This window comes from Pantoea sp. NGS-ED-1003, assembly GCF_000738765.1.
GTDB lineage: Bacteria > Pseudomonadota > Gammaproteobacteria > Enterobacterales > Enterobacteriaceae > Pantoea > Pantoea septica.
The window spans coordinates 462,883-480,571 of sequence record NZ_JPQA01000001.1 but is presented as its reverse complement, the minus strand read 5'-3'; the positions used below and the strand labels follow the sequence as shown (position 1 = coordinate 480,571).

At 61.7% G+C, this 17,689-nt stretch carries 16 protein-coding genes; 5 read left to right on the top strand and 11 right to left on the bottom strand.

Features of this window, described 5'->3' with window-relative positions:
* Positions 1–12 precede the first annotated feature (12 nt).
* The 9 genes from nth to ydgT all read right to left on the bottom strand — a co-directional run bounded on the left by nth (position 13) and on the right by ydgT (position 7,406).
* A complete protein-coding gene (gene nth / locus JS46_RS02180) occupies positions 13–648 on the bottom strand; it encodes an endonuclease III (RefSeq protein ID WP_033747404.1) in 636 nt (211 codons plus the stop codon).
* Positions 645–1,349: an electron transport complex subunit E gene (locus JS46_RS02175; protein WP_033747402.1), complete on the bottom strand. Its 705-nt coding sequence runs from the start codon at positions 1,347–1,349 to the stop codon at positions 645–647. The genes nth and JS46_RS02175 overlap by 4 nt, the downstream gene beginning before the upstream one ends.
* Positions 1,342–1,974, bottom strand: a complete 633-nt coding sequence (gene rsxG / locus JS46_RS02170; RefSeq protein WP_033747401.1) for an electron transport complex subunit RsxG — start codon at positions 1,972–1,974, stop codon at positions 1,342–1,344. The genes JS46_RS02175 and rsxG overlap by 8 nt, the downstream gene beginning before the upstream one ends.
* A gap of 3 nt (positions 1,975–1,977) precedes the next feature.
* The gene (gene rsxD / locus JS46_RS02165; RefSeq protein WP_033747398.1) at positions 1,978–3,036 is read right to left on the bottom strand and encodes an electron transport complex subunit RsxD; all 1,059 of its coding nucleotides are present in this window, start codon (positions 3,034–3,036) and stop codon (positions 1,978–1,980) included.
* The gene (gene rsxC, locus JS46_RS02160; protein WP_033747394.1) at positions 3,037–5,367 is read right to left on the bottom strand and encodes an electron transport complex subunit RsxC; all 2,331 of its coding nucleotides are present in this window, start codon (positions 5,365–5,367) and stop codon (positions 3,037–3,039) included.
* Complete coding sequence (gene rsxB, locus JS46_RS02155; protein WP_033747391.1) at positions 5,360–5,938, bottom strand: electron transport complex subunit RsxB; 579 nt, start codon at positions 5,936–5,938, stop codon at positions 5,360–5,362. The genes rsxC and rsxB overlap by 8 nt, the downstream gene beginning before the upstream one ends.
* Positions 5,938–6,519, bottom strand: coding sequence for an electron transport complex subunit RsxA (gene rsxA / locus JS46_RS02150; protein WP_033747388.1), 582 nt, complete (start codon positions 6,517–6,519; stop codon positions 5,938–5,940). Before rsxA ends, rsxB begins: the two co-directional genes overlap by 1 nt.
* A gap of 123 nt (positions 6,520–6,642) precedes the next feature.
* The gene (locus JS46_RS02145) at positions 6,643–7,086 is read right to left on the bottom strand and encodes a DUF2569 domain-containing protein (protein ID WP_033747386.1); all 444 of its coding nucleotides are present in this window, start codon (positions 7,084–7,086) and stop codon (positions 6,643–6,645) included.
* A gap of 104 nt (positions 7,087–7,190) precedes the next feature.
* Positions 7,191–7,406, bottom strand: a complete 216-nt coding sequence (gene ydgT / locus JS46_RS02140) for a transcription modulator YdgT (RefSeq protein WP_033747384.1) — start codon at positions 7,404–7,406, stop codon at positions 7,191–7,193.
* A 685-nt stretch (positions 7,407–8,091) separates the two neighbouring features.
* Here ydgT and ytfQ point away from each other — a divergent pair.
* Genes ytfQ through yjfF form a run of 4 tightly spaced genes read left to right on the top strand, consistent with a single transcriptional unit; the run spans position 8,092 to position 12,609 of the window.
* Positions 8,092–9,048: a galactofuranose ABC transporter, galactofuranose-binding protein YtfQ gene (ytfQ, locus tag JS46_RS02135; RefSeq protein WP_033747382.1), complete on the top strand. Its 957-nt coding sequence runs from the start codon at positions 8,092–8,094 to the stop codon at positions 9,046–9,048.
* A gap of 54 nt (positions 9,049–9,102) precedes the next feature.
* Positions 9,103–10,623 carry a galactofuranose ABC transporter, ATP-binding protein YtfR gene (gene ytfR, locus JS46_RS02130; protein ID WP_033747379.1) on the top strand — a complete coding sequence of 507 codons (1,521 nt, stop codon included), beginning with the start codon at positions 9,103–9,105 and terminating at the stop codon, positions 10,621–10,623.
* On the top strand, positions 10,616–11,626 hold the full coding sequence (gene ytfT, locus JS46_RS02125) for a galactofuranose ABC transporter, ATP-binding protein YtfT (RefSeq protein ID WP_033747377.1): 1,011 nt from the start codon (positions 10,616–10,618) through the stop codon (positions 11,624–11,626). The genes ytfR and ytfT overlap by 8 nt, the downstream gene beginning before the upstream one ends.
* Entirely contained in the window at positions 11,623–12,609 is a 987-nt protein-coding gene (gene yjfF / locus JS46_RS02120) for a galactofuranose ABC transporter, permease protein YjfF (RefSeq protein ID WP_033747374.1), read from the top strand. The genes ytfT and yjfF overlap by 4 nt, the downstream gene beginning before the upstream one ends.
* A 509-nt stretch (positions 12,610–13,118) precedes the next feature.
* Here the strand turns inward: yjfF and araA are convergent.
* On the bottom strand, positions 13,119–14,621 hold the full coding sequence (gene araA / locus JS46_RS02115; RefSeq protein ID WP_033747372.1) for an L-arabinose isomerase: 1,503 nt from the start codon (positions 14,619–14,621) through the stop codon (positions 13,119–13,121).
* 11 nt (positions 14,622–14,632) lie between these two features.
* The gene (locus JS46_RS02110; protein WP_033747369.1) at positions 14,633–16,318 is read right to left on the bottom strand and encodes a ribulokinase; all 1,686 of its coding nucleotides are present in this window, start codon (positions 16,316–16,318) and stop codon (positions 14,633–14,635) included.
* A gap of 367 nt (positions 16,319–16,685) precedes the next feature.
* Here JS46_RS02110 and JS46_RS02105 point away from each other — a divergent pair, with 367 nt between their 5' ends.
* Entirely contained in the window at positions 16,686–17,669 is a 984-nt protein-coding gene (locus JS46_RS02105; protein ID WP_033747366.1) for an arabinose ABC transporter substrate-binding protein, read from the top strand.
* The last annotated feature ends 20 nt before the right edge of the window (positions 17,670–17,689 follow it).

Sequence of the window (17,689 nt, the reverse complement as noted above, 5' to 3'; positions counted from 1 at the left end):
GCGGCGCGCCCGTCAGATTTCCGTCTTGTCGGGAAACTCGCACAGATCTTCAATCAGGCAGGCGCCGCAGCGCGGCTTGCGCGCGACGCAGGTGTAGCGGCCATGCAGGATCAGCCAGTGGTGGCAATCCACCTTAAACTCGGCCGGCACCACTTTCAGCAGCTTCGCCTCGACCTCTTCCACGTTCTTGCCGGGCGCGAAGCGAGTACGATTGCTGACGCGGAAAATATGGGTATCCACGGCGATAGTCGGCCAGCCGAAAGCGGTGTTCAGCACCACATTAGCGGTTTTGCGCCCGACGCCTGGCAGCGCCTCCAGCGCGGCGCGATCTTCCGGCACCTCGCCGCCGTGCTGCTCCAGCAGAATACGGCAGGTCTTGATCACATTCTCAGCTTTGCTGTTATACAGGCCGATCGTCTTGATATGCTCCTTCACGCCCTCTACGCCCAGCGCCAGCATCGCGGCGGGAGTATTGGCCACCGGATAGAGTTTCGCGGTCGCCTTATTGACGCTGACGTCGGTCGCCTGCGCCGACAGCAGCACGGCGATCAGCAGCTCGAACGGCGAGGTAAAATTGAGTTCGGTGGTGGGATGCGGGTTGTTATCCCGCAGCCGGGTAAGGATTTCTCTGCGTTTCGCCTGATTCACACCGCTTTCCCTGCAGGCGCGTGCGGTTCGGCCGCCGCGGCTTCAGCGTCGCGGCGAGCGGCGCGCTGTTTCAGTTTTTGATCGATCAGATATTTCGCGGCCAGCAGCATGCCGAGGCCGATAAAAGCGCCTGGCGGCAGCATCGCCAGCAGCATCGGCGAGTCGAAGTGCACCACCTCGATGCGCAGCGCCCTGGCCCAGGGGCCGAGCAGCTGATCCGCGCCGTTAAACAGCGTGCCGCTGCCGATCAGCTCGCGAATCGAGCCGAGGGTGACCATGGCGCAGGTGGCGCCCATGCCGATGGCGAAGCCATCCAGCGCGGCGAGGGGGATGCTGCTCTTCGAGGCGACCGCTTCGGCGCGGCCGACCACGATGCAGTTGGTGACGATCAGCGGAATAAAGATGCCGAGCGACTCATAAAGGCCATAGGCGTAGGCGTTGATCAGCATCTGCACGCAGCTCACCACCGAGGCGATGATCATCACGTAGATGGGGATGCGGATTTCCGACGGCACCCAGCGGCGCGAGGCGGAAATGGCGCTGTTGGTTATGGTCAGCACCAGCGTGGTCGCCAGACCGAGTCCCAGCGCGTTGGTCGCCGTCGAGGTAACGGCCAGCAGCGGGCAGAGCCCCAGCAGCTGCACCAGCGCCGAGTTGTTTTTCCACAGGCCGCCTACCAGCAGGTTTTTGGCTTCACTCATTTGCGTCTCCACATTCGGGCAGCGACGAGACGTTGCCGCTCAGCGTTTCAATCAGTAGCGCGGCGCGCTTAGTGGCGTTAACCACGGCGCGCGGCGTAATGGTGGCGCCGGTAAACTGGTCGAACTCGCCGCCATCTTTCTTTACCGCAAAGGCTTTGTCATCGGCACCGTGCACCACTTTGCCGTTAAAGCTGTTAATCCAGTCTGAAATCCGCAGCTCGATCTTGTCGCCAAGGCCCGGGGTTTCGTGATGTTCGATAACGCGTACGCCCAGCACCTTGCCGTGAAAATCGGCGCCGACCAGCATCTGTATCGCACCAGAATAGCCATCCGGCGCGGTGGTCTCAAGCGCGGCCGCCACCGGCGCATCCCCTTTGCGCGCCAGATAGAGGTGGTGCGGCGCGGCATTGCCCAGCGCGGCATCGGTGACAAGGTAACATTCGCGCTGAATCTGATTATCGTACAGATCGACCGGCACCACCTGATCCAGCAGGTTTTTCTGGTTCAGCGCCGTCTGATGGGCAATGGTCGGTTTGGTTACGTAGTTCACCACGGCGGTCAAACCGGTAGTGAACACCGCGAACAGCGCCAGGGTAACGGCGTTTTTACGGATAGTCTCAAGCATCGATCACTCCTTGCGATGGCCGTAGACGCGCGGCTGCGTGTAGTAATCGATGAGCGGCACGCAGATATTCGCCAGCAGCACGGCAAAGGCGACGCCGTCGGGATAGCCGCCGAAGCTGCGGATCAGCCATACCAGCAGACCAATTAGCGCGCCGTAAAGCAGACGCCCGCGGTTGGTGGTAGAGGCGGTCACCGGATCGGTGGCGATGAAAAACGCGCCGAGCATGGTGGCGCCAGAAAAGAGGTGGATCAGCGGGGTGTTAAGGCTCTCCGGCGAGATCAGCCAGCCCAGCGTGGCGCAGAACGCCAGCGACAGCAGCATCGCCGCCGGAATATGCCAGCGAATAGCGTTTTTCCACAGCAGGAACAGGCCGCCCGCCAGATAGCCGAGGTTGATCCACTGCCAGCCGAGTCCGGCCAGCACGCCGGTATAGATCGACTGCGCCAGCAGCTGCTCCGCGCTGTGACCGGCGCGCAGGCCGGTTTTAAACGTATCCAGCGGCGTCGCCTGGCTGACGCCGTCGACGCCGAGCTGCAGCTGCTGCATGGTATCGCCCGCCAGCGTATGGCCGGTAAAGATCATGCTCAGCGAATCGAGCAGGCCCGGTTTCACCGCCTGCAGCGCATCGGGCGGTAGCCAGCTGGTCATCTGCACCGGGAAGGAGATCAGCAGCACCACGTAGCCGACCATCGCCGGATTGAAAGGGTTTTGTCCGAGACCGCCATAGAGCTGCTTGGCGATCACGATAGCGAACAGGGTGCCGATCACCACCAGCCACCAGGGCGCAAGCGGCGGCAGGCTGATGCCGATAAGCACGGCGGTCAGCAGCGCGGAGTTATCCGCCAGGCTGGGAGCGATCGGCGCCTTGCGCAGCCGCAGAATGGCCGCTTCCGCCAGCCACGCGGTCAGGACCGCCAGCAGCACCTGCAGCACGCTGCCGTAGCCAAAGAAATACCACTGCGCGGCGAAGCCGGGAACGGCCGCCAGCACCACCAGCAACATAATGTTGCCGGTGCTGCGACGGTTATGGGTATAAGGGGAGCTTGCGATACGAAAAGCCATTTATTCCTCAAACGTCGACGGCGGCTGCGCTTTACGCGCTTTTGCCCGGGCGATAGCGGCAGCGACGGCTGCCTTGCGCGCGTCTTCCGACGGACGCGCATCACTGTTTGCAACGTCGAGGGTCACGACGTCCTTTTCTGATGCCTGCGCGGCAGCGGCTTTTTTCGCTTTGGCGCGGGCGATAGCGGCTTCGACCGCCGCCTTGCGCGGATCGACCGGCGGCACATCCTCGACCGGCTGCACCTCTTCGGTCAGCGTACCGGCCGCGGCCTGGGCCGCTTCAGCTTTCTTCGCTTTGGCGCGGGCGATAGCGGCTTCGACCGCCGCCTTGCGCGGATCGACCGCTGGCGCATCGTCGACCGGCTGCTGTGCCTCGTCGGTCGGCGTGCCGGCGGCGGCCTGGGCCGCTTCAGCTTTTTTCGCTTTGGCGCGGGCGATAGCGGCTTCGACCGCCGCCTTGCGCGGATCGACCGCTGGAGCATCGTCGACCGGCTGCTGCGCCTCGTCGGTCGGCCTGCCGGCGGCGGCCTGGGCCGCTTCAGCTTTCTTCGCTTTGGCGCGGGCGATAGCGGCTTCGACCGCCGCCTTGCGCGGATCAACCGCCTCAGTCTGGGGTTCTTCCGCCGCTTCCGGCTGCGCGACTTTCTTCGCTTTGGCGCGGGCGATGGCGGCTTCCACCGCCGCCTTGCGCGGATCTTCCGTCTGGCGGGTCACCGGCTGGGTTTCCGCCTGCGCTTCCGCCTGACGCAGATGCGCCTGCGCATGACGCGCCTGACGCTGCGCTTCCTCTACCGCCGGATCGACGACGCCCGCCGCCTGGCGTTTCGCCATCACGCGTTCGCGGGCGGCGGCCAGTTCGCCTTCGTCGCTGCGCGCCACGCGCTGCTTCGCCTGTTCATGCTTCGCTTCGCGCGCCAGCTTCTCACGCTCCAGACGCGCCTGACGCGCCTCGAAGCGCGCTTTCGCCTCGGCGGTGCGCTTCGCCTCAAGATCGATAGCGCGCAGTTCCGCCTTCTCCTGGCGGTAGTACTGCACCAGCGGAATATTGCTCGGGCAGACATAGGCGCAGGCGCCGCACTCGATGCAGTCGTCGATATGGTGGGCGCGCGCTTTATCGTGATCGCCACCCTGGCTGTACCAGTAAAGCTGCTGCGGCAGCAGTTTCGCCGGGCAGGCGTCGGCGCAGGCGGAGCAGCGAATACAGGATTGCTCTTCGTCGTTGTTGCCCATTTCGCTGGCGGAGGGCGCGAGAATGCAGTTGGTGATCTTCACCACCGGTACGTCGAGCGACGGCAGGGTAAAGCCCATCAGCGGGCCGCCCATAATCACCATCTGACGCGGCGCGGGCGTAAAGCCGACCTGATGCAGCAGATGGCTGATGGGGGTGCCGATGCGGCTCCAGACGTTGCGCGGCTGCGCAATCGCCTCGCCGGTCAGCGTCACCACGCGCTCGGTGAGCGGCTCGCCGTCGATCACCGCGCGCTTCACCGCCCAGGCGGTGCCGACGTTCTGCATCAGCACGCCGATATCGGTAGAGCGTCCGCCGTGCGGCACTTCCAGCCCGGTCAGAATTTTGGTGAGCTGCTTCGCGCCGCCGGAAGGATATTTGGTGGGAATCACGCGGATCTGCAGATCGCGTTCGCCGCCCAGCGCCTGCTTCAGCGCGGCAATCGCTTCCGGCTTGTTGTCTTCGATGCCGATCAGCACGCGCTCGGCCTGCAGCACCCAGGCGAGGATGCGGCTGCCTTCCAGCACTTCGGCGGCATAATCCTGCATCAGGCGATCGTCGGCGGTGATATAGGGCTCGCACTCGGCGGCGTTAATAATCAGGGTTTTCACGCCGCGCAGGCCGCCGCGCAGCTTGGTGCCGGTGGGGAAGCCTGCGCCACCGAGACCGGCGACGCCCGCGTCGTGAATGCGCTGCACGATGGCGGCGCGCTCGCGCTGGCGGTAGTCCGCCATTGGCTCAAGCAGCGTCCAGCGATCTTCGCCGTCCGGCGACATAAAAATGCACAGCTCCGACAGCCCGGAGGGGTGCGCGGTCATATGCTGGCCAATGGCGTCGATGGTGCCGGAGGTCGGCGCGTGCACCGGCAGCATCCGGCCGCTGCCGAAAGTCAGCGGCTGGCCGCGCAGCACGCGATCGCCCGGCGCGACGCAAATCTCGCCCTCATGGCCGATATGCTGCTTCAGCGGGATAATAAAGCGGTCCGGCAGCGGCAGCTGGCTCAGCGGCGTGCCGTTCGACTGGGTTTTCATTTCCGGCGGATGAATGCCGCCCTCGAAATCCCACAGCTTCTCTTTACGAAAGATATTCAACAGATTAAGCATGACTTTCTACCGGGATCACCCGTACAGGAATGGTTTCAAGATCCCACTTCCAGTTAGCGGTGGTGGTCGCCACAGGACGCATCTCGATGCAGTCGGTGGGACAGGGGGCAACGCAGAGGTCGCAGCCGGTGCAGACGTCGCTCAGCACGGTATGCATGGCGCGCGTTGCGCCAACAATGGCGTCGACCGGGCAGGCCTGGATGCATTTGGTGCAGCCGATGCAGTTCGCTTCATCGATCCAGGCGACGGTACGCACCGGCTCTTTCGCCGTTTCGTCGCCGTCAATCGGCTGCGGGTCGACGTTCAGCAGCGCCGCCAGCTTGAGCATGGTCTGCTCGCCGCCCGGCGCGCATTTATTGATCGCCTCGCCGTTATTGCCCACTGCGTCCGCATAGGGACGACAGCCGGGATAGCCGCACTGGCCGCACTGGCTTTGCGGCAGCAGTTCGTCGATCTGCTCGACGATAGGATCTTCCTCGACTTCGAAGCGGCGCGAGGCGTAGCCCAGCAGGGCGCCGAACACCAGGCTCAGCGCGCTCAGAACGATAATGGCAATCCAGATCGCGCTCATCAGAATTTCACCAGACCGGTAAAGCCCATAAACGCCAGCGCCATCAGGCCGGCGGTCACCAGCGCGATAGAGGAGCCTTTAAAGGGCGCAGGCACGTTCGCCAGCACCAGGCGTTCGCGCATGCCGGCGAACAGCACCATCACCAGTGAAAAGCCGAGCGAGGCGCTGAAGCCGTAAAGCGCCGCCTGTAGAAAGGTATGATTAAGGTTGACGCTGAGCAGCGGCACGCCGAGCACCGCGCAGTTGGTGGTAATCAGCGGCAGAAAGATGCCGAGCAGCCGGTAGAGCGACGGGCTGGTTTTACGCACCACCATTTCGGTGAACTGCACCACGACGGCGATCACCAGGATATAGGCCATAGTGCGCAAGTAGACGAGGTCGAGCGGCACCAGTATCAGGTGGTTCACCAGCCAGGCGCAAATCGACGCCAGGGTAATGACGAACGTGGTCGCCAGGCCCATGCCGATCGCCGTTTCCAGTTTTTTGGAAACGCCCATAAAGGGGCAGAGGCCAAGAAATTTCACCAGAACGAAGTTGTTCACCAGCACAGTGCCTACAAACAGCAGCAGATAATCGGTCATTTTTTCGCCATTGATTCGGAAAGCGGCCCATTATCTGTGATCTGTGACGCTATCTCAACCACTGTGCGAAACGCAGCGCGCTGTTTCGCACTCAGAATTAAATTGTTGACGAAACTCACGGCGTTACGGCTGGATAAAGGTCGATTTCACCCGCTGAGAGCGTTTGAAATAGGGCACGAACACCGCCGCGGCCAGCAGCGCCAGCAGCAGCGTCTGGGCGGCCTTGCCGTCGGAAACCGGCGTAAAAGCGAAGGTTTTCAGCGCCAGCAGCAGCGTGACCAGCAGCCAGATGATGTAGTGGCGCGGCAGACGGCGCGAGCGTTTGCAGAAAATCCAGCAGACCCACAGGCTGTAGAGCCAGACGGCAAGCGCGGTCAGCAGGGAGATCGCCCAGTTGGTCACCAGCATGCCGCCGTGCGAAAACAGCGTGGCGCGCCATACCGGATTAAACAGCGGGCTAAGGTACATCGCCAGCACCATCGCGCTGGTGAGCATCATCATAATCAGCCAGGCGAGCGGCACAAGCAGCCAGCCGCCCAGACGCGGCGCGGTTACCGATTCATTCATGGAGGAGATCCTGTTGCGACAAGGAAAGCGAGGAGAATAACACGTTCAGACAGGGCCTGCCTGCGCAGAGGCGGCGTCTCGCCGGCAGGCCTGATAACCCTTAATCAGACCACGTAGCGCCACACCGTTTTCGGCACGCGACCCAGGTCGTAGAGTCGCCCGCCGGACGCCAGCTCAGCGCGCCGGTGATCCGCCGCGCGGTACATGCTGATAATCTCGTTGTCATCGGTAAGCGAGTAGTTAAGGTGATCGTAGAGTTTTTCCAGACTTTCCAGATTATTCACTTTGCGGAATTTGAGCAGGTAATCTTGCGCAGTCATGATTGCCATAATGAGAGAGAACAGAGAAGCGGTCAGTATAGGGGGCAGGCGCGGGCTGTCCAGCGACTTATTCTGGAAAAAAGACAAATTCTTAATTTTTGTTTATCAATGCGCTAAAAAAGCCACTTTTTATCATCCGCGCATCAGTAAAGCGAAACGGTAAAAGCCCGGGAGGCCGCTTTTGGCGCCGCGTTGCTGCGCTAAACGGCGTCTGAGCAGGGCGCGCATTACTGCCGCTTTCTCAGGTAAAACCGCTTCGCTTAGGGCGTGAAAGCATCATGAATTACGCGCCCTGACGCGCTGGCTGGATTAAGGCAGGTAATTGAGACAGGGTTCTCTTTATCCGCTGCGCTAAGCCGCTTAACGCGCGCCACTGTGCGGGAAATCACAAAATTGTTATCTCGCCTGCACGACAGGCGGTGACCAAAGTTTACGTATTATTGTAATCGCTTTCAGAGGAAGATTTCATAAGCGATTCTGTTTATTACATTTATTTAACCAGCACGTTTAAATAACTCAGTCGTTTTGTCCATGAACGCTAGCGCGCCAGACTGCCATACCTGCACGTAACCCCTTTAATTTGAACTGATTTGTGAGGCGCGTCGCCCTTATTCACGCCGATTTACGCCAGGCTAAATGGGCTCTTTACCCTTACTCGCAAAAGCCCTTCAGAGGAATGCAAACTATGTGGAAACGTTTACTTTTGACCAGTCTGGTCAGCGCCGCACTCGCTGCGCCGGTAATGGCGGCAGACCTGACGGTCGGCTTCTCTCAGGTCGGCTCCGAATCGGGCTGGCGCGCAGCAGAAACCAGCGTGGCGAAAAGCGAAGCGGCGAAACGCGGCATCACGCTGAAAATTGCCGACGGTCAGCAGAAACAAGAGAACCAGATCAAGGCGGTACGTTCGTTCATCGCTCAGGGCGTCGACGCGATTTTTATCGCGCCGGTGGTGCAGACCGGCTGGGAGCCGGTGCTGGAAGAAGCTAAAGACGCCAAAATCCCGGTCTTCCTGCTCGACCGTGCCATCGTGGTGAAAGATAAATCGCTCTATATGACGGTGGTTACCGCCGACAACGTGCTGGAAGGCAAGCTGATTGGCGACTGGCTGGCGAAAACCGTCGGCGACAAGCCGTGCAACGTGGTCGAACTGCAGGGCACCGTGGGCGCCAGCGTCGCCATCGACCGCAAGAAAGGCTTTGCCGAGGCGATCGCCGGGCATCCCAATATCAAGGTGGTGCGCTCGCAGTCGGGCGACTTTACCCGCAGCAAGGGTAAAGAGGTCATGGAGAGCTTTATCAAGGCGGAAAACAACGGCAAGAACATCTGCATGGTTTACGCCCATAACGACGATATGGCGATCGGCGCGATTCAGGCGATCAAAGAGGCCGGGCTCAAGCCTGGCAAAGACATCCTCACCGGCTCAATCGACGGCGTACCCGATATCTATAAGGCGATGCTGGCGGGCGAGGCCAACGCCAACGTCGAGCTGACGCCAAATATGGCAGGCCCGGCGTTCGACGCGCTGGAGAAGTTCAAAAAAGACGGCACGCTGCCGCCGAAGATCACCAAAACCGAAACCCGGCTCTTTTTGCCAGCCGATGCGCAGGCGCAGCTGGATTTGAAAAAAGGCATGGGTTACTGAGCCGCGAGCCGCTCTCCGGAGCGGCTTTTAATCTGTTGAGGCGGGGCTGACAAGATGATTAGGCACAATGACGATGCGCTGCTCACCATCAGCGGCGTCAGCAAAGGGTTTCCCGGCGTGAAGGCGCTGGATAACGTGTCGTTTAGCGTGCGCAAAGGCGAGATCATGGCGCTGCTGGGCGAAAACGGCGCGGGCAAGTCGACGCTGATTAAGGTGCTGACCGGGGTCTACAGCCGCGACGCGGGCACGCTGACGCTGAACGGGCAGACCATTGCGCCGCGCAGCACCGCCGATGCGCAAAAGATGGGCATCGGCACCGTTTACCAGGAGGTCAATCTGCTGCCGAATATGTCGGTGGCCGACAACCTGTTTATCGGGCGCGAGCCGCGCCGCTTCGGCATGGTGGACCGCCGTAAGATGGTGCGCGATGCCGACGCGCTGATGCGCAATTACGGTTTTATCCTCGACGTAACGCGTCCGCTGGGGCACTACTCGGTGGCGATGCAGCAGATTATCGCCATCTGCCGCGCGGTCGATCTCTCGGCGCAGGTGCTGATCCTCGACGAGCCGACCGCCAGCCTCGACGCCAGCGAAGTGGAGATGCTTTTTACCCTGATGGCGCAGCTGCGCGCCAAAGGGATGAGCCTGATCTTCGTCACTCACTTTCTCGATCAGGTCTACCGCATCACCGACCGCATTACGGTGTTGCGCAACGGCCAGTTTATCGCCACGCGCGATACCGCGACGCTGCCGCAGATTGAGCTGATCAAGCTGATGCTGGGGCGCGATCTGCTGGAGACCGCGCTGCAGCGCCAGGGCAGCACGCTGCGCAGCAATCAGCCGGTGGCGTCGTTCCGCGACTACGGCAAGAAGGGAACTATTGAGCCTTTCGACCTTGAGGTGCGTCCAGGGGAAGTGGTGGGCCTGGCTGGGCTGCTCGGCTCCGGCCGCACCGAGACCGCCGAGGTGCTGTTCGGCATTCGCCGGCCCGATCGCGGCACCGCGACCATTAAAGGCAAACCTCAGACGATCCGCTCGCCGGCGCAGGCGTCGCGGCTCGGCATCGGGTTTTGTCCGGAGGATCGCAAGACCGACGGCATTATCGGCGCCGCCTCGGTGCGCGAAAATATTATCCTGGCGCTGCAGGCGCAGCGCGGCTGGCTGCGGCCGATCAAGCGGCGCGAGCAGCAAGAGATTGCCGAGCGCTTTATCAAGAGCCTCGGCATCCGCACGCCGCACGCCGATCAGCCGGTAGAACTGCTTTCCGGCGGCAATCAGCAGAAGGTGCTGCTGTCGCGCTGGCTGGTGACCAAACCGCAGTTTCTGATCCTGGACGAACCCACGCGCGGCATCGACGTCGGCGCCCACGCCGAGATTATTCGCCTGATCGAATCTCTGTGCGCCGATGGCCTGGCGCTGCTGGTGATCTCTTCCGAGCTGGAGGAGCTGGTGGGCTACGCCGATCGCGTGGTGATTATGCGCGACCTGAAACAGGTGGCGGAGATCCCGCTTGAGCAGCTTTCGGTGGCGTCGATTGTTAACGCCATCGCGGACGGAGGGGCACAACATGCTTGAATCCCATATGACGAAGCCAGATCGCCGTAAGTTTCGCCTGCCGCCGGGCCTGCCACAGATCGCCGCGCTGATTCTGGTGCTGCTGGTGGATAGCCTGGTGGCGAATAATTTTTTTGCCGTGCATCTGCAGGACGGCCGTCTGTTTGGCAGCCCGATCGATATTCTTAACCGCGCCGCGCCGGTGGCGCTGCTGGCGATCGGCATGACGCTGGTGATCGCTACCGGCGGTATCGATCTGTCGGTCGGCGCGGTGATGGCGATTGCGGGCGCGACCGCCGCTACCCTGACGGTTTCGGGCCATGGCCTCACGACGGTGATTTTTGCCGCGCTGGGCGCCGGGCTGCTGTGCGGGCTCTGGAACGGCGTGCTGGTGGCGCTGCTGCGCATTCAGCCTTTTGTCGCCACGCTGATTTTGATGGTGGCGGGGCGCGGCATCGCGCAGCTGATTACCCAGGGGCAGATCGTGACCTTCGACAGCGCGACGCTCGGGTGGCTGGGCAGCGGGTCGCTGTGGCTGCTGCCGGTGCCGGTGTGGATTACCCTGGGGGCGGCAGTGCTGGTCTGGCTGCTGACGCGTAAGACCGCGCTCGGGCTGTTTATCGAGGCGGTGGGGATTAATCTGCGCGCCGCGCGCAACGCGGGCGTGACCGGCTGGCTGGTGGTGATGTCTACCTATGTGATCAGCGGGCTGTGCGCGGCGGTAGCGGGCCTGATCGTGACCGCCGATATTCGCGGCGCGGACGCCAATAACGCCGGCCTGTGGCTGGAGCTGGATGCGATTCTCGCGGTGGTGATCGGCGGCGCCTCGCTGATGGGCGGCCGTTTTAGTCTGGTGCTGTCGCTGATCGGCGCGCTGATTATTCAGGCGATGAATACCGGTATTTTGCTTTCCGGTTTTCCGCCGGAGTTGAATCAGGTGGTGAAGGCGGTGGTGGTGATGGGCGTGCTGCTGCTGCAGTCGCCGCGCTTTCTGGCGATGTTAAAACGGAGACGGCCTCAATGATTAAACGTCATCTTCCCCTGATGATTACGCTGCTGGTGTTCGTCGCCGGCTATCTGTTCTGTCTGAGCCAGTTTCCCGGCTTCGCCTCGACGCGCGTCATCTGCAATATTCTGACCGATAACGCTTTTTTGGGCATTATCGCCGTCGGCATGACGTTTGTGATCCTCTCCGGCGGCATCGATCTGTCGGTGGGCGCGGTGATCGCCTTTACCGGCGTGTTTTTGGCGCGCGCCATCGGCGATTTGCATATTCATCCGCTGCTGGCGTTCGCCATTATTCTGGCTGCTGGCGCGCTGTTCGGCGCCATGATGGGCTGGCTGATCGACGCGCTGAAGATCCCGGCGTTTATTATTACGCTGGCGGGGATGTTTTTTCTGCGCGGCTGTAGCTATCTGGTGTCGGAGAATTCGATTCCCATCGATCATCCGCTGTACGCCACGCTCTCCAGCCTGGCGTGGAAGGTGCCGGGCGGCGGTCGTCTGAGTTTGCTGGCGCTGGTGATGCTGCTGGTGGTGGCGGGCGGCATTTTGCTGGCGCACCGTACGCGCTTCGGCAATCAGGTTTATGCGGTCGGCGGCAACGTGACCTCGGCGCAGCTGATGGGCATCTCCACGCGTGCTACTACGATTCGCATTTATATGCTGTCGACCACGCTGGCGACGCTGGCGGGTATCGTTTTCTCGATTTATACCTCAGCGGGCTATGCGCTGGCGGGGCTGGGCGTCGAGCTGGATGCTATCGCCTCGGTGGTGATCGGCGGCACACTGCTCTCCGGCGGCGTCGGGACGGTGCTGGGCACGCTGTTTGGCGTGCTGATTCAGGGGCTGATTCAGACCTGGATTAATTTCGACGGCACATTGAGCTCCTGGTGGACCAAGATCGCCATCGGTATTTTGCTGTTCGCGTTTATCGCGCTGCAGCGTCTGCTGACGGTGATGTGGGATCGGCAGAAGAATGCGCCGGTGAAGCGGATAGCGACCTGACCGGTCGGATGTGAGTTAAGCCGCCTGCGGGCGGCTTTTTGTTTTGGGAGTGGCGACGAGAATGTGCGGCGTGGTGGCGTAGCGGTGAGAATGTGCGACGTGAAAGGGGGTTCTGCCCGATCGCAAAGAATGCCCGCATCCATGCGGATCGGCCTCGCCATCCTGGCTCGGACGCTTTGCTCTTCGGGCAGAACCCCCTTCCACGGTTGAGCATTTTTATGGCGGTTTAAACAAGCCGCACAGAGGTTCATAAATGAGGGAGGATGGGCAGTGGAGTGAAGCGTCCGAGCCATGGACAAAAACGCCGGGAGCGTTTTTGAACAACGCATAGCGTTGGCCCGCTTGCGGGCGAGCCCCAGGGATGGGGCGAGTAAGGCGAGGCCGAGGCTCCAGGGATGCATTTACGCCGTCTTCACGGAACTGCCCATCTTCCCGACTGGGCAGCTCGGTCTTTCTTAAACAACAGCGCCGACTTTAAAAGTCGGCGCTGTTTGCTCTCAAACTTCAACCTAGCGTTTCGAGCGGTAATACACCTCATTCCAGCGCAGCGCGTCTTTAAACGCCGGCAGTCGCGTGTGCTCGTCGATCACCAGCACTTCGATGTCGTTCATCTCGCCGTAGAGATACATATCCTCCAGCGTCAGCGCCTGGCTGAACACCGTATGGTGCGCGCCGCCGCCCAGAATCCAGGCCTCCGACGCGGTGGCCAGCGACGGCTGGGCGCGCCACAGCGCGCGCGCCACCGGCAGCTTCGGCAGCGGCTTTGGCTGCTCAATCGCGTCTACCACATTCACCAGCAGGCGGAAACGGTCGCCCATATCGATCACGCTGGCGTTGACCGCGCGGCCGGCCGGAGTAGAGAAGATCAGGCGCGCCGGATCCGCTTTGCCGCCGATGCCGAGGAACTGCACGTCGATCAGCGGCTTCTCCTCTTTGGCGATAGAGGGGCATACTTCCAGCATATGCGAGCCTAATACCAGATCGTTGCCGGGCGAGAAGTGATAGGTGTAATCCTCCATAAAGGAGGTGCCGCCGGGACGGTCGCCCGCCAGCACTTTGAAAATGCGCAGCAGCGCGGCGGTTTTCCAGTCGCCTTCGCCAGCGAAACCGTAGCCCTGGCCCATCAGGCGCTGCACCGCCAGACCGGGAAGCTGCGTCATGCCGTGCAGCGTCTGGAAATTGGTGGTGAAGGCTTTGCAGCCCTCGTCGTCGAGGAAGCGCTTGATGCCGATCTCGATACGCGCCGCGTCAAGCACGTTCTGGCGCTTCTCGCCGCCGCTGGCCGCCACGTCGCTGAAGCGATAGAGGCTTTCATACTCGTCGATCAGCGCGTTGACCTCGCCGTCGCTTACCTGATTAATCACCTCGACGAGATCGCCGACGCCCCAGCCGTTGACCGCGTAGCCGAACTGGATCTGCGCCGCGACTTTATCCCCTTCGGTAACCGCCACTTCGCGCATATTGTCGCCAAAGCGCGCCACTTTCAGCTGCTGGCTGCTCTGCTTCGCGAAGGCGGCGCGCATCCAGTTGCCGATGCGCTGCTGGCTCGCCGCATCCTGCCAGTGGCCGGTGATCACGCTGTGCTGCAGCCCCATGCGCGCGCCGATAAAGCCGAACTCGCGGCCGCCGTGCGCGGTCTGGTTCAGGTTCATAAAGTCCATATCCATGCTGTCCCACGGGATCTCCGCGTTGAACTGGGTATGGAACTGCAGCAGCGGCTTGTTCAGCACGCTGAGCCCGCCGATCCACATTTTGGCGGGCGAGAAGGTGTGCAGCCAGGTGATGATGCCGACGCAGCTGTCGTCGTGGCTGGCGTCGCGGCAGAGCGCCAGCGCTTCATCCGGCGATTTTACCAGTGGCTTAATCACCAACTTCAACGGCAAGGCGGAAGAGGCGTTGAGGCCGTCGACCACCTGGCGCGCGTGCTCTTCTACCTGACGGAGGGTTTCCGCGCCGTAAAGATGCTGGGTGCCAATCACAAACCATACGCTGTGCGCGTTGTACTGATCCATAAAACCACTCCTTAATTAGCGTTGGCGGGGCGCGACGCATACTGCGGCTCAGCCGCCGCGCACCAGAGTTGATAACGTTCGTAAAGCTGCTGATAGCGCGCGACTCGCGCGGCGTCGGGCTGTAGCGTGACGGCAATCGGGCTGGCCATCGCTTTCTGCGCCTCGGGCACCGAGGCGTAAACGCCCGCGGCGACGGCGGCGAAGATCGCCGCGCCCAGCGCACAGCACTCGTCGGAGGCGACGATATCCAGCGGACGGTTCATTACGTCGCAGCACGCCTGCATGATGGCGGGGGATTTGCGCGCGATGCCGCCCAGCGTCAGGATGTTCTCGACCGGGATCTGCTGCTGTTCGAAGCACTCCATAATGGCGCGCGCGCCGAAGGCGGTGGCGGCGATCAGGCCGCCGAACAGCGCGGGTGCGTCGGTGCCGAGATTCAGATCGGTGATCACCCCTTTCAGGCGCTGGTTGGCGTTGGGGGTGCGGCGACCGTTAAACCAGTCGAGCACCACCGGCAGATGATCCAGCTGCGGATCGGCAGCCCAGGCTTCGGTCAGCTGGCGGATCAGGTTGCGCTGCAGCTCAGCCAGCTGCGGCTGAAGTTCAGGGTGCTGCGCCGCCGCCTGCTGCAGCGGCCAGCCGAGCAGGCGGCTGAACCAGGCGTAAATATCGCCGAACGCCGACTGGCCCGCTTCGCAGCCGATGGCGCCCGGCATGACGCTGCCGTCGACCTGGCCGCAGATGCCTTTAATGGCGCGATCGCCGACCTGTTCTGCATCGGCGATCAGGATGTCGCAGGTAGAGGTGCCGATCACTTTCACCAGCGTATAGGGCTGCGCGCCTGCGCCGACGGCGCCCATATGGCAGTCGAACGCGCCGCCGGCGATGGTGACGGTCTGCTTCAGGCCGAGCCGCTGCGCCCAGTCGGCGCTCAGCGTGCCGACCGGAATATCGGCGGTCCAGGTGTCGTGGAACAGCGGCGAGTCAAGCTGCTGGGTCAGCAGCGGGTCGAGCGCGTTAAGAAAGTCGGGGTCGGGCAGTCCCTGCCAGTCGGGATGCCACAGCGCCTTATGTCCGGCGGCGCAGCGGCTGCGGCGCAGGCTGGCCGGGGCGGTGGTGCCGCTCAGCAGCGCCGGCACCCAGTCGCACAGCTCAACCCATGACACGGCGGCATCGCGCACCGCGGCGTCGGCGCGCGAGACGTGCAGAATTTTCGCCCAGAACCACTCAGACGAGTAGATGCCGCCAATATAGCGGCTGTAGTCGGTAAAGCGCCCGCTGCGGCAGAGCTGGTTAATCGCTTCCGCCTCTTCAATCGCCGTGTGATCTTTCCACAGCACAAACATGGCGTTGGGGTTATCGGCAAAGTCGGGACGCAGCGCCAGCACGTTGCCGTCGCGGTCAATGGGCGCAGGCGTCGAACCGGTGGTATCGACGCCGATTCCCGTGACGCTGTCACGTTGCGCAGGCGTTAGCGCGTCAAGCACGCCCAGCAGCGCCTTTTCCATCGCCTCGATGTAGTCCAGCGGATGGTGGCGGAAGCGGTTGGTATGGGGATCGCTGTACAGTCCCTGCTGCCAGCGCGAGTAGTTTACGACGGCGGTTTTCAGCTCGCTGCCGCTGTCGCAGTCTACCGCCAGCGCACGCACCGAATCACTGCCAAAGTCGAGGCCCAGAGTGATGGCTCCAGCACGCATCGGAAATCTCCTGTTATGAATAATCGACTCTTATCCTGTGGCGGCGGCGCAGGAAACGTTATTCCCCAATCGCTGAGAATATGCACTTTTCTGTCATGGGCAGCAGTTTTGTGATCGCCGACAAAAGTTACCGGTCGGTTAAAATTGCTGAATATATGGAACATTTTGTCGTGATTTCAGGGTGTGATACCGCTCTACATTTTTCATCGCCTTTCCCGCTACAACTAGCCCAGCGTTTGCACAGGCTTTACTCATTCGCTCGTCTAACGCGCTGATTTTCATCTGTACCCAAAAAAGAAAATTGACTGGTAGCGTTTACACCGATTCGTTAACAGCAGGGAAAAACACCCTGGCTCCGGAGAGCATCATGCATAAATTCACTAAAGCGTTCGCGGCCATCGGCCTGGCAGCGGTTATGTCACATTCCGCTATCGCCGAAACCATGAAGCTGGGTTTTCTCGTTAAGCAGCCTGAAGAACCCTGGTTCCAGACCGAATGGAAATTCGCGGACAAAGCCGGTAAGGATTTAGGCTTTGAAGTGATCAAAATCGCCATTCCCGACGGCGAGAAGACCCTTAACGCCATCGACAGCCTGGCCGCCAGCGGCGCGAAGGGCTTTGTTATCTGTACCCCCGATCCCAAACTCGGCTCCGCTATCGTCGCTAAGGCGCGCGGCTACGATCTGAAGGTGATCGCCGTCGACGACCAGTTCGTCAACGCGAAAGGCAAGCCGATGGACAGCGTGCCGCTGGTAATGATGGCCGCCACCAAAATCGGCGAGCGTCAGGGGCAGGAACTCTATAAAGAGATGCAGAAGCGCGGCTGGAACGCCAAAGAGACCGGCGTGATGGCGATTACCGCCAACGAGCTCGATACCGCGCGCCGCCGCACCGGCGGATCGATGGATGCGCTGAAAGCGGCCGGCTTCCCGGCGGCGCAGATCTATCAGGTGCCGACCAAATCCAACGATATTCCTGGCGCGTTTGACGCCGGCAACTCGCTGCTGGTGCAGCATCCGGAAGTGAAACACTGGCTGATCGTCGGCATGAACGACAACACCGTGCTGGGCGGCGTGCGCGCCACCGAAGGCCAGGGCTTTAAGGCGGCGGACGTGATTGGCATCGGCATCAACGGCGTCGACGCCATCAGCGAACTGTCGAAAGACAAAGCGACCGGCTTCTACGGCTCGCTGCTGCCCAGCCCGGACGTACACGGCTACAAGAGCAGCCAGATGCTTTATGAGTGGGTGAGCAAAGGGGCTGAGCCGCCGAAATTCACCGAAGTCACCGACGTGGTGCTGATTACCCGCGACAACTTCAAAACCGAACTGGCGAAGAAAGGGTTGATGTAAACCCGCGTACCGTGCCGCCG

Excerpts from the sequence above, each read along its gene's own strand:
- ydgT (WP_033747384.1), bottom strand. The coding sequence starts at position 7,406 with ATGACTGCGCAAGATTACCTGCTCAAATTCCGCAAAGTGAATAATCTG.
- yjfF (WP_033747374.1), top strand. The coding sequence starts at position 11,623 with ATGATTAAACGTCATCTTCCCCTGATGATTACGCTGCTGGTGTTCGTC.
- JS46_RS02145 (WP_033747386.1), bottom strand. The coding sequence starts at position 7,086 with ATGAATGAATCGGTAACCGCGCCGCGTCTGGGCGGCTGGCTGCTTGTG.
- ytfR (WP_033747379.1), top strand. The coding sequence starts at position 9,103 with ATGATTAGGCACAATGACGATGCGCTGCTCACCATCAGCGGCGTCAGC.
- JS46_RS02110 (WP_033747369.1), bottom strand. The coding sequence starts at position 16,318 with ATGCGTGCTGGAGCCATCACTCTGGGCCTCGACTTTGGCAGTGATTCG.
- rsxA (WP_033747388.1), bottom strand. The coding sequence starts at position 6,519 with ATGACCGATTATCTGCTGCTGTTTGTAGGCACTGTGCTGGTGAACAAC.
- JS46_RS02105 (WP_033747366.1), top strand. The coding sequence starts at position 16,686 with ATGCATAAATTCACTAAAGCGTTCGCGGCCATCGGCCTGGCAGCGGTT.
- rsxB (WP_033747391.1), bottom strand. The coding sequence starts at position 5,938 with ATGAGCGCGATCTGGATTGCCATTATCGTTCTGAGCGCGCTGAGCCTG.
- rsxG (WP_033747401.1), bottom strand. The coding sequence starts at position 1,974 with ATGCTTGAGACTATCCGTAAAAACGCCGTTACCCTGGCGCTGTTCGCG.
- rsxD (WP_033747398.1), bottom strand. The coding sequence starts at position 3,036 with ATGGCTTTTCGTATCGCAAGCTCCCCTTATACCCATAACCGTCGCAGC.
- ytfT (WP_033747377.1), top strand. The coding sequence starts at position 10,616 with ATGCTTGAATCCCATATGACGAAGCCAGATCGCCGTAAGTTTCGCCTG.
- ytfQ (WP_033747382.1), top strand. The coding sequence starts at position 8,092 with ATGTGGAAACGTTTACTTTTGACCAGTCTGGTCAGCGCCGCACTCGCT.
- araA (WP_033747372.1), bottom strand. The coding sequence starts at position 14,621 with ATGGATCAGTACAACGCGCACAGCGTATGGTTTGTGATTGGCACCCAG.
- JS46_RS02175 (WP_033747402.1), bottom strand. The coding sequence starts at position 1,349 with ATGAGTGAAGCCAAAAACCTGCTGGTAGGCGGCCTGTGGAAAAACAAC.
- rsxC (WP_033747394.1), bottom strand. The coding sequence starts at position 5,367 with ATGCTTAATCTGTTGAATATCTTTCGTAAAGAGAAGCTGTGGGATTTC.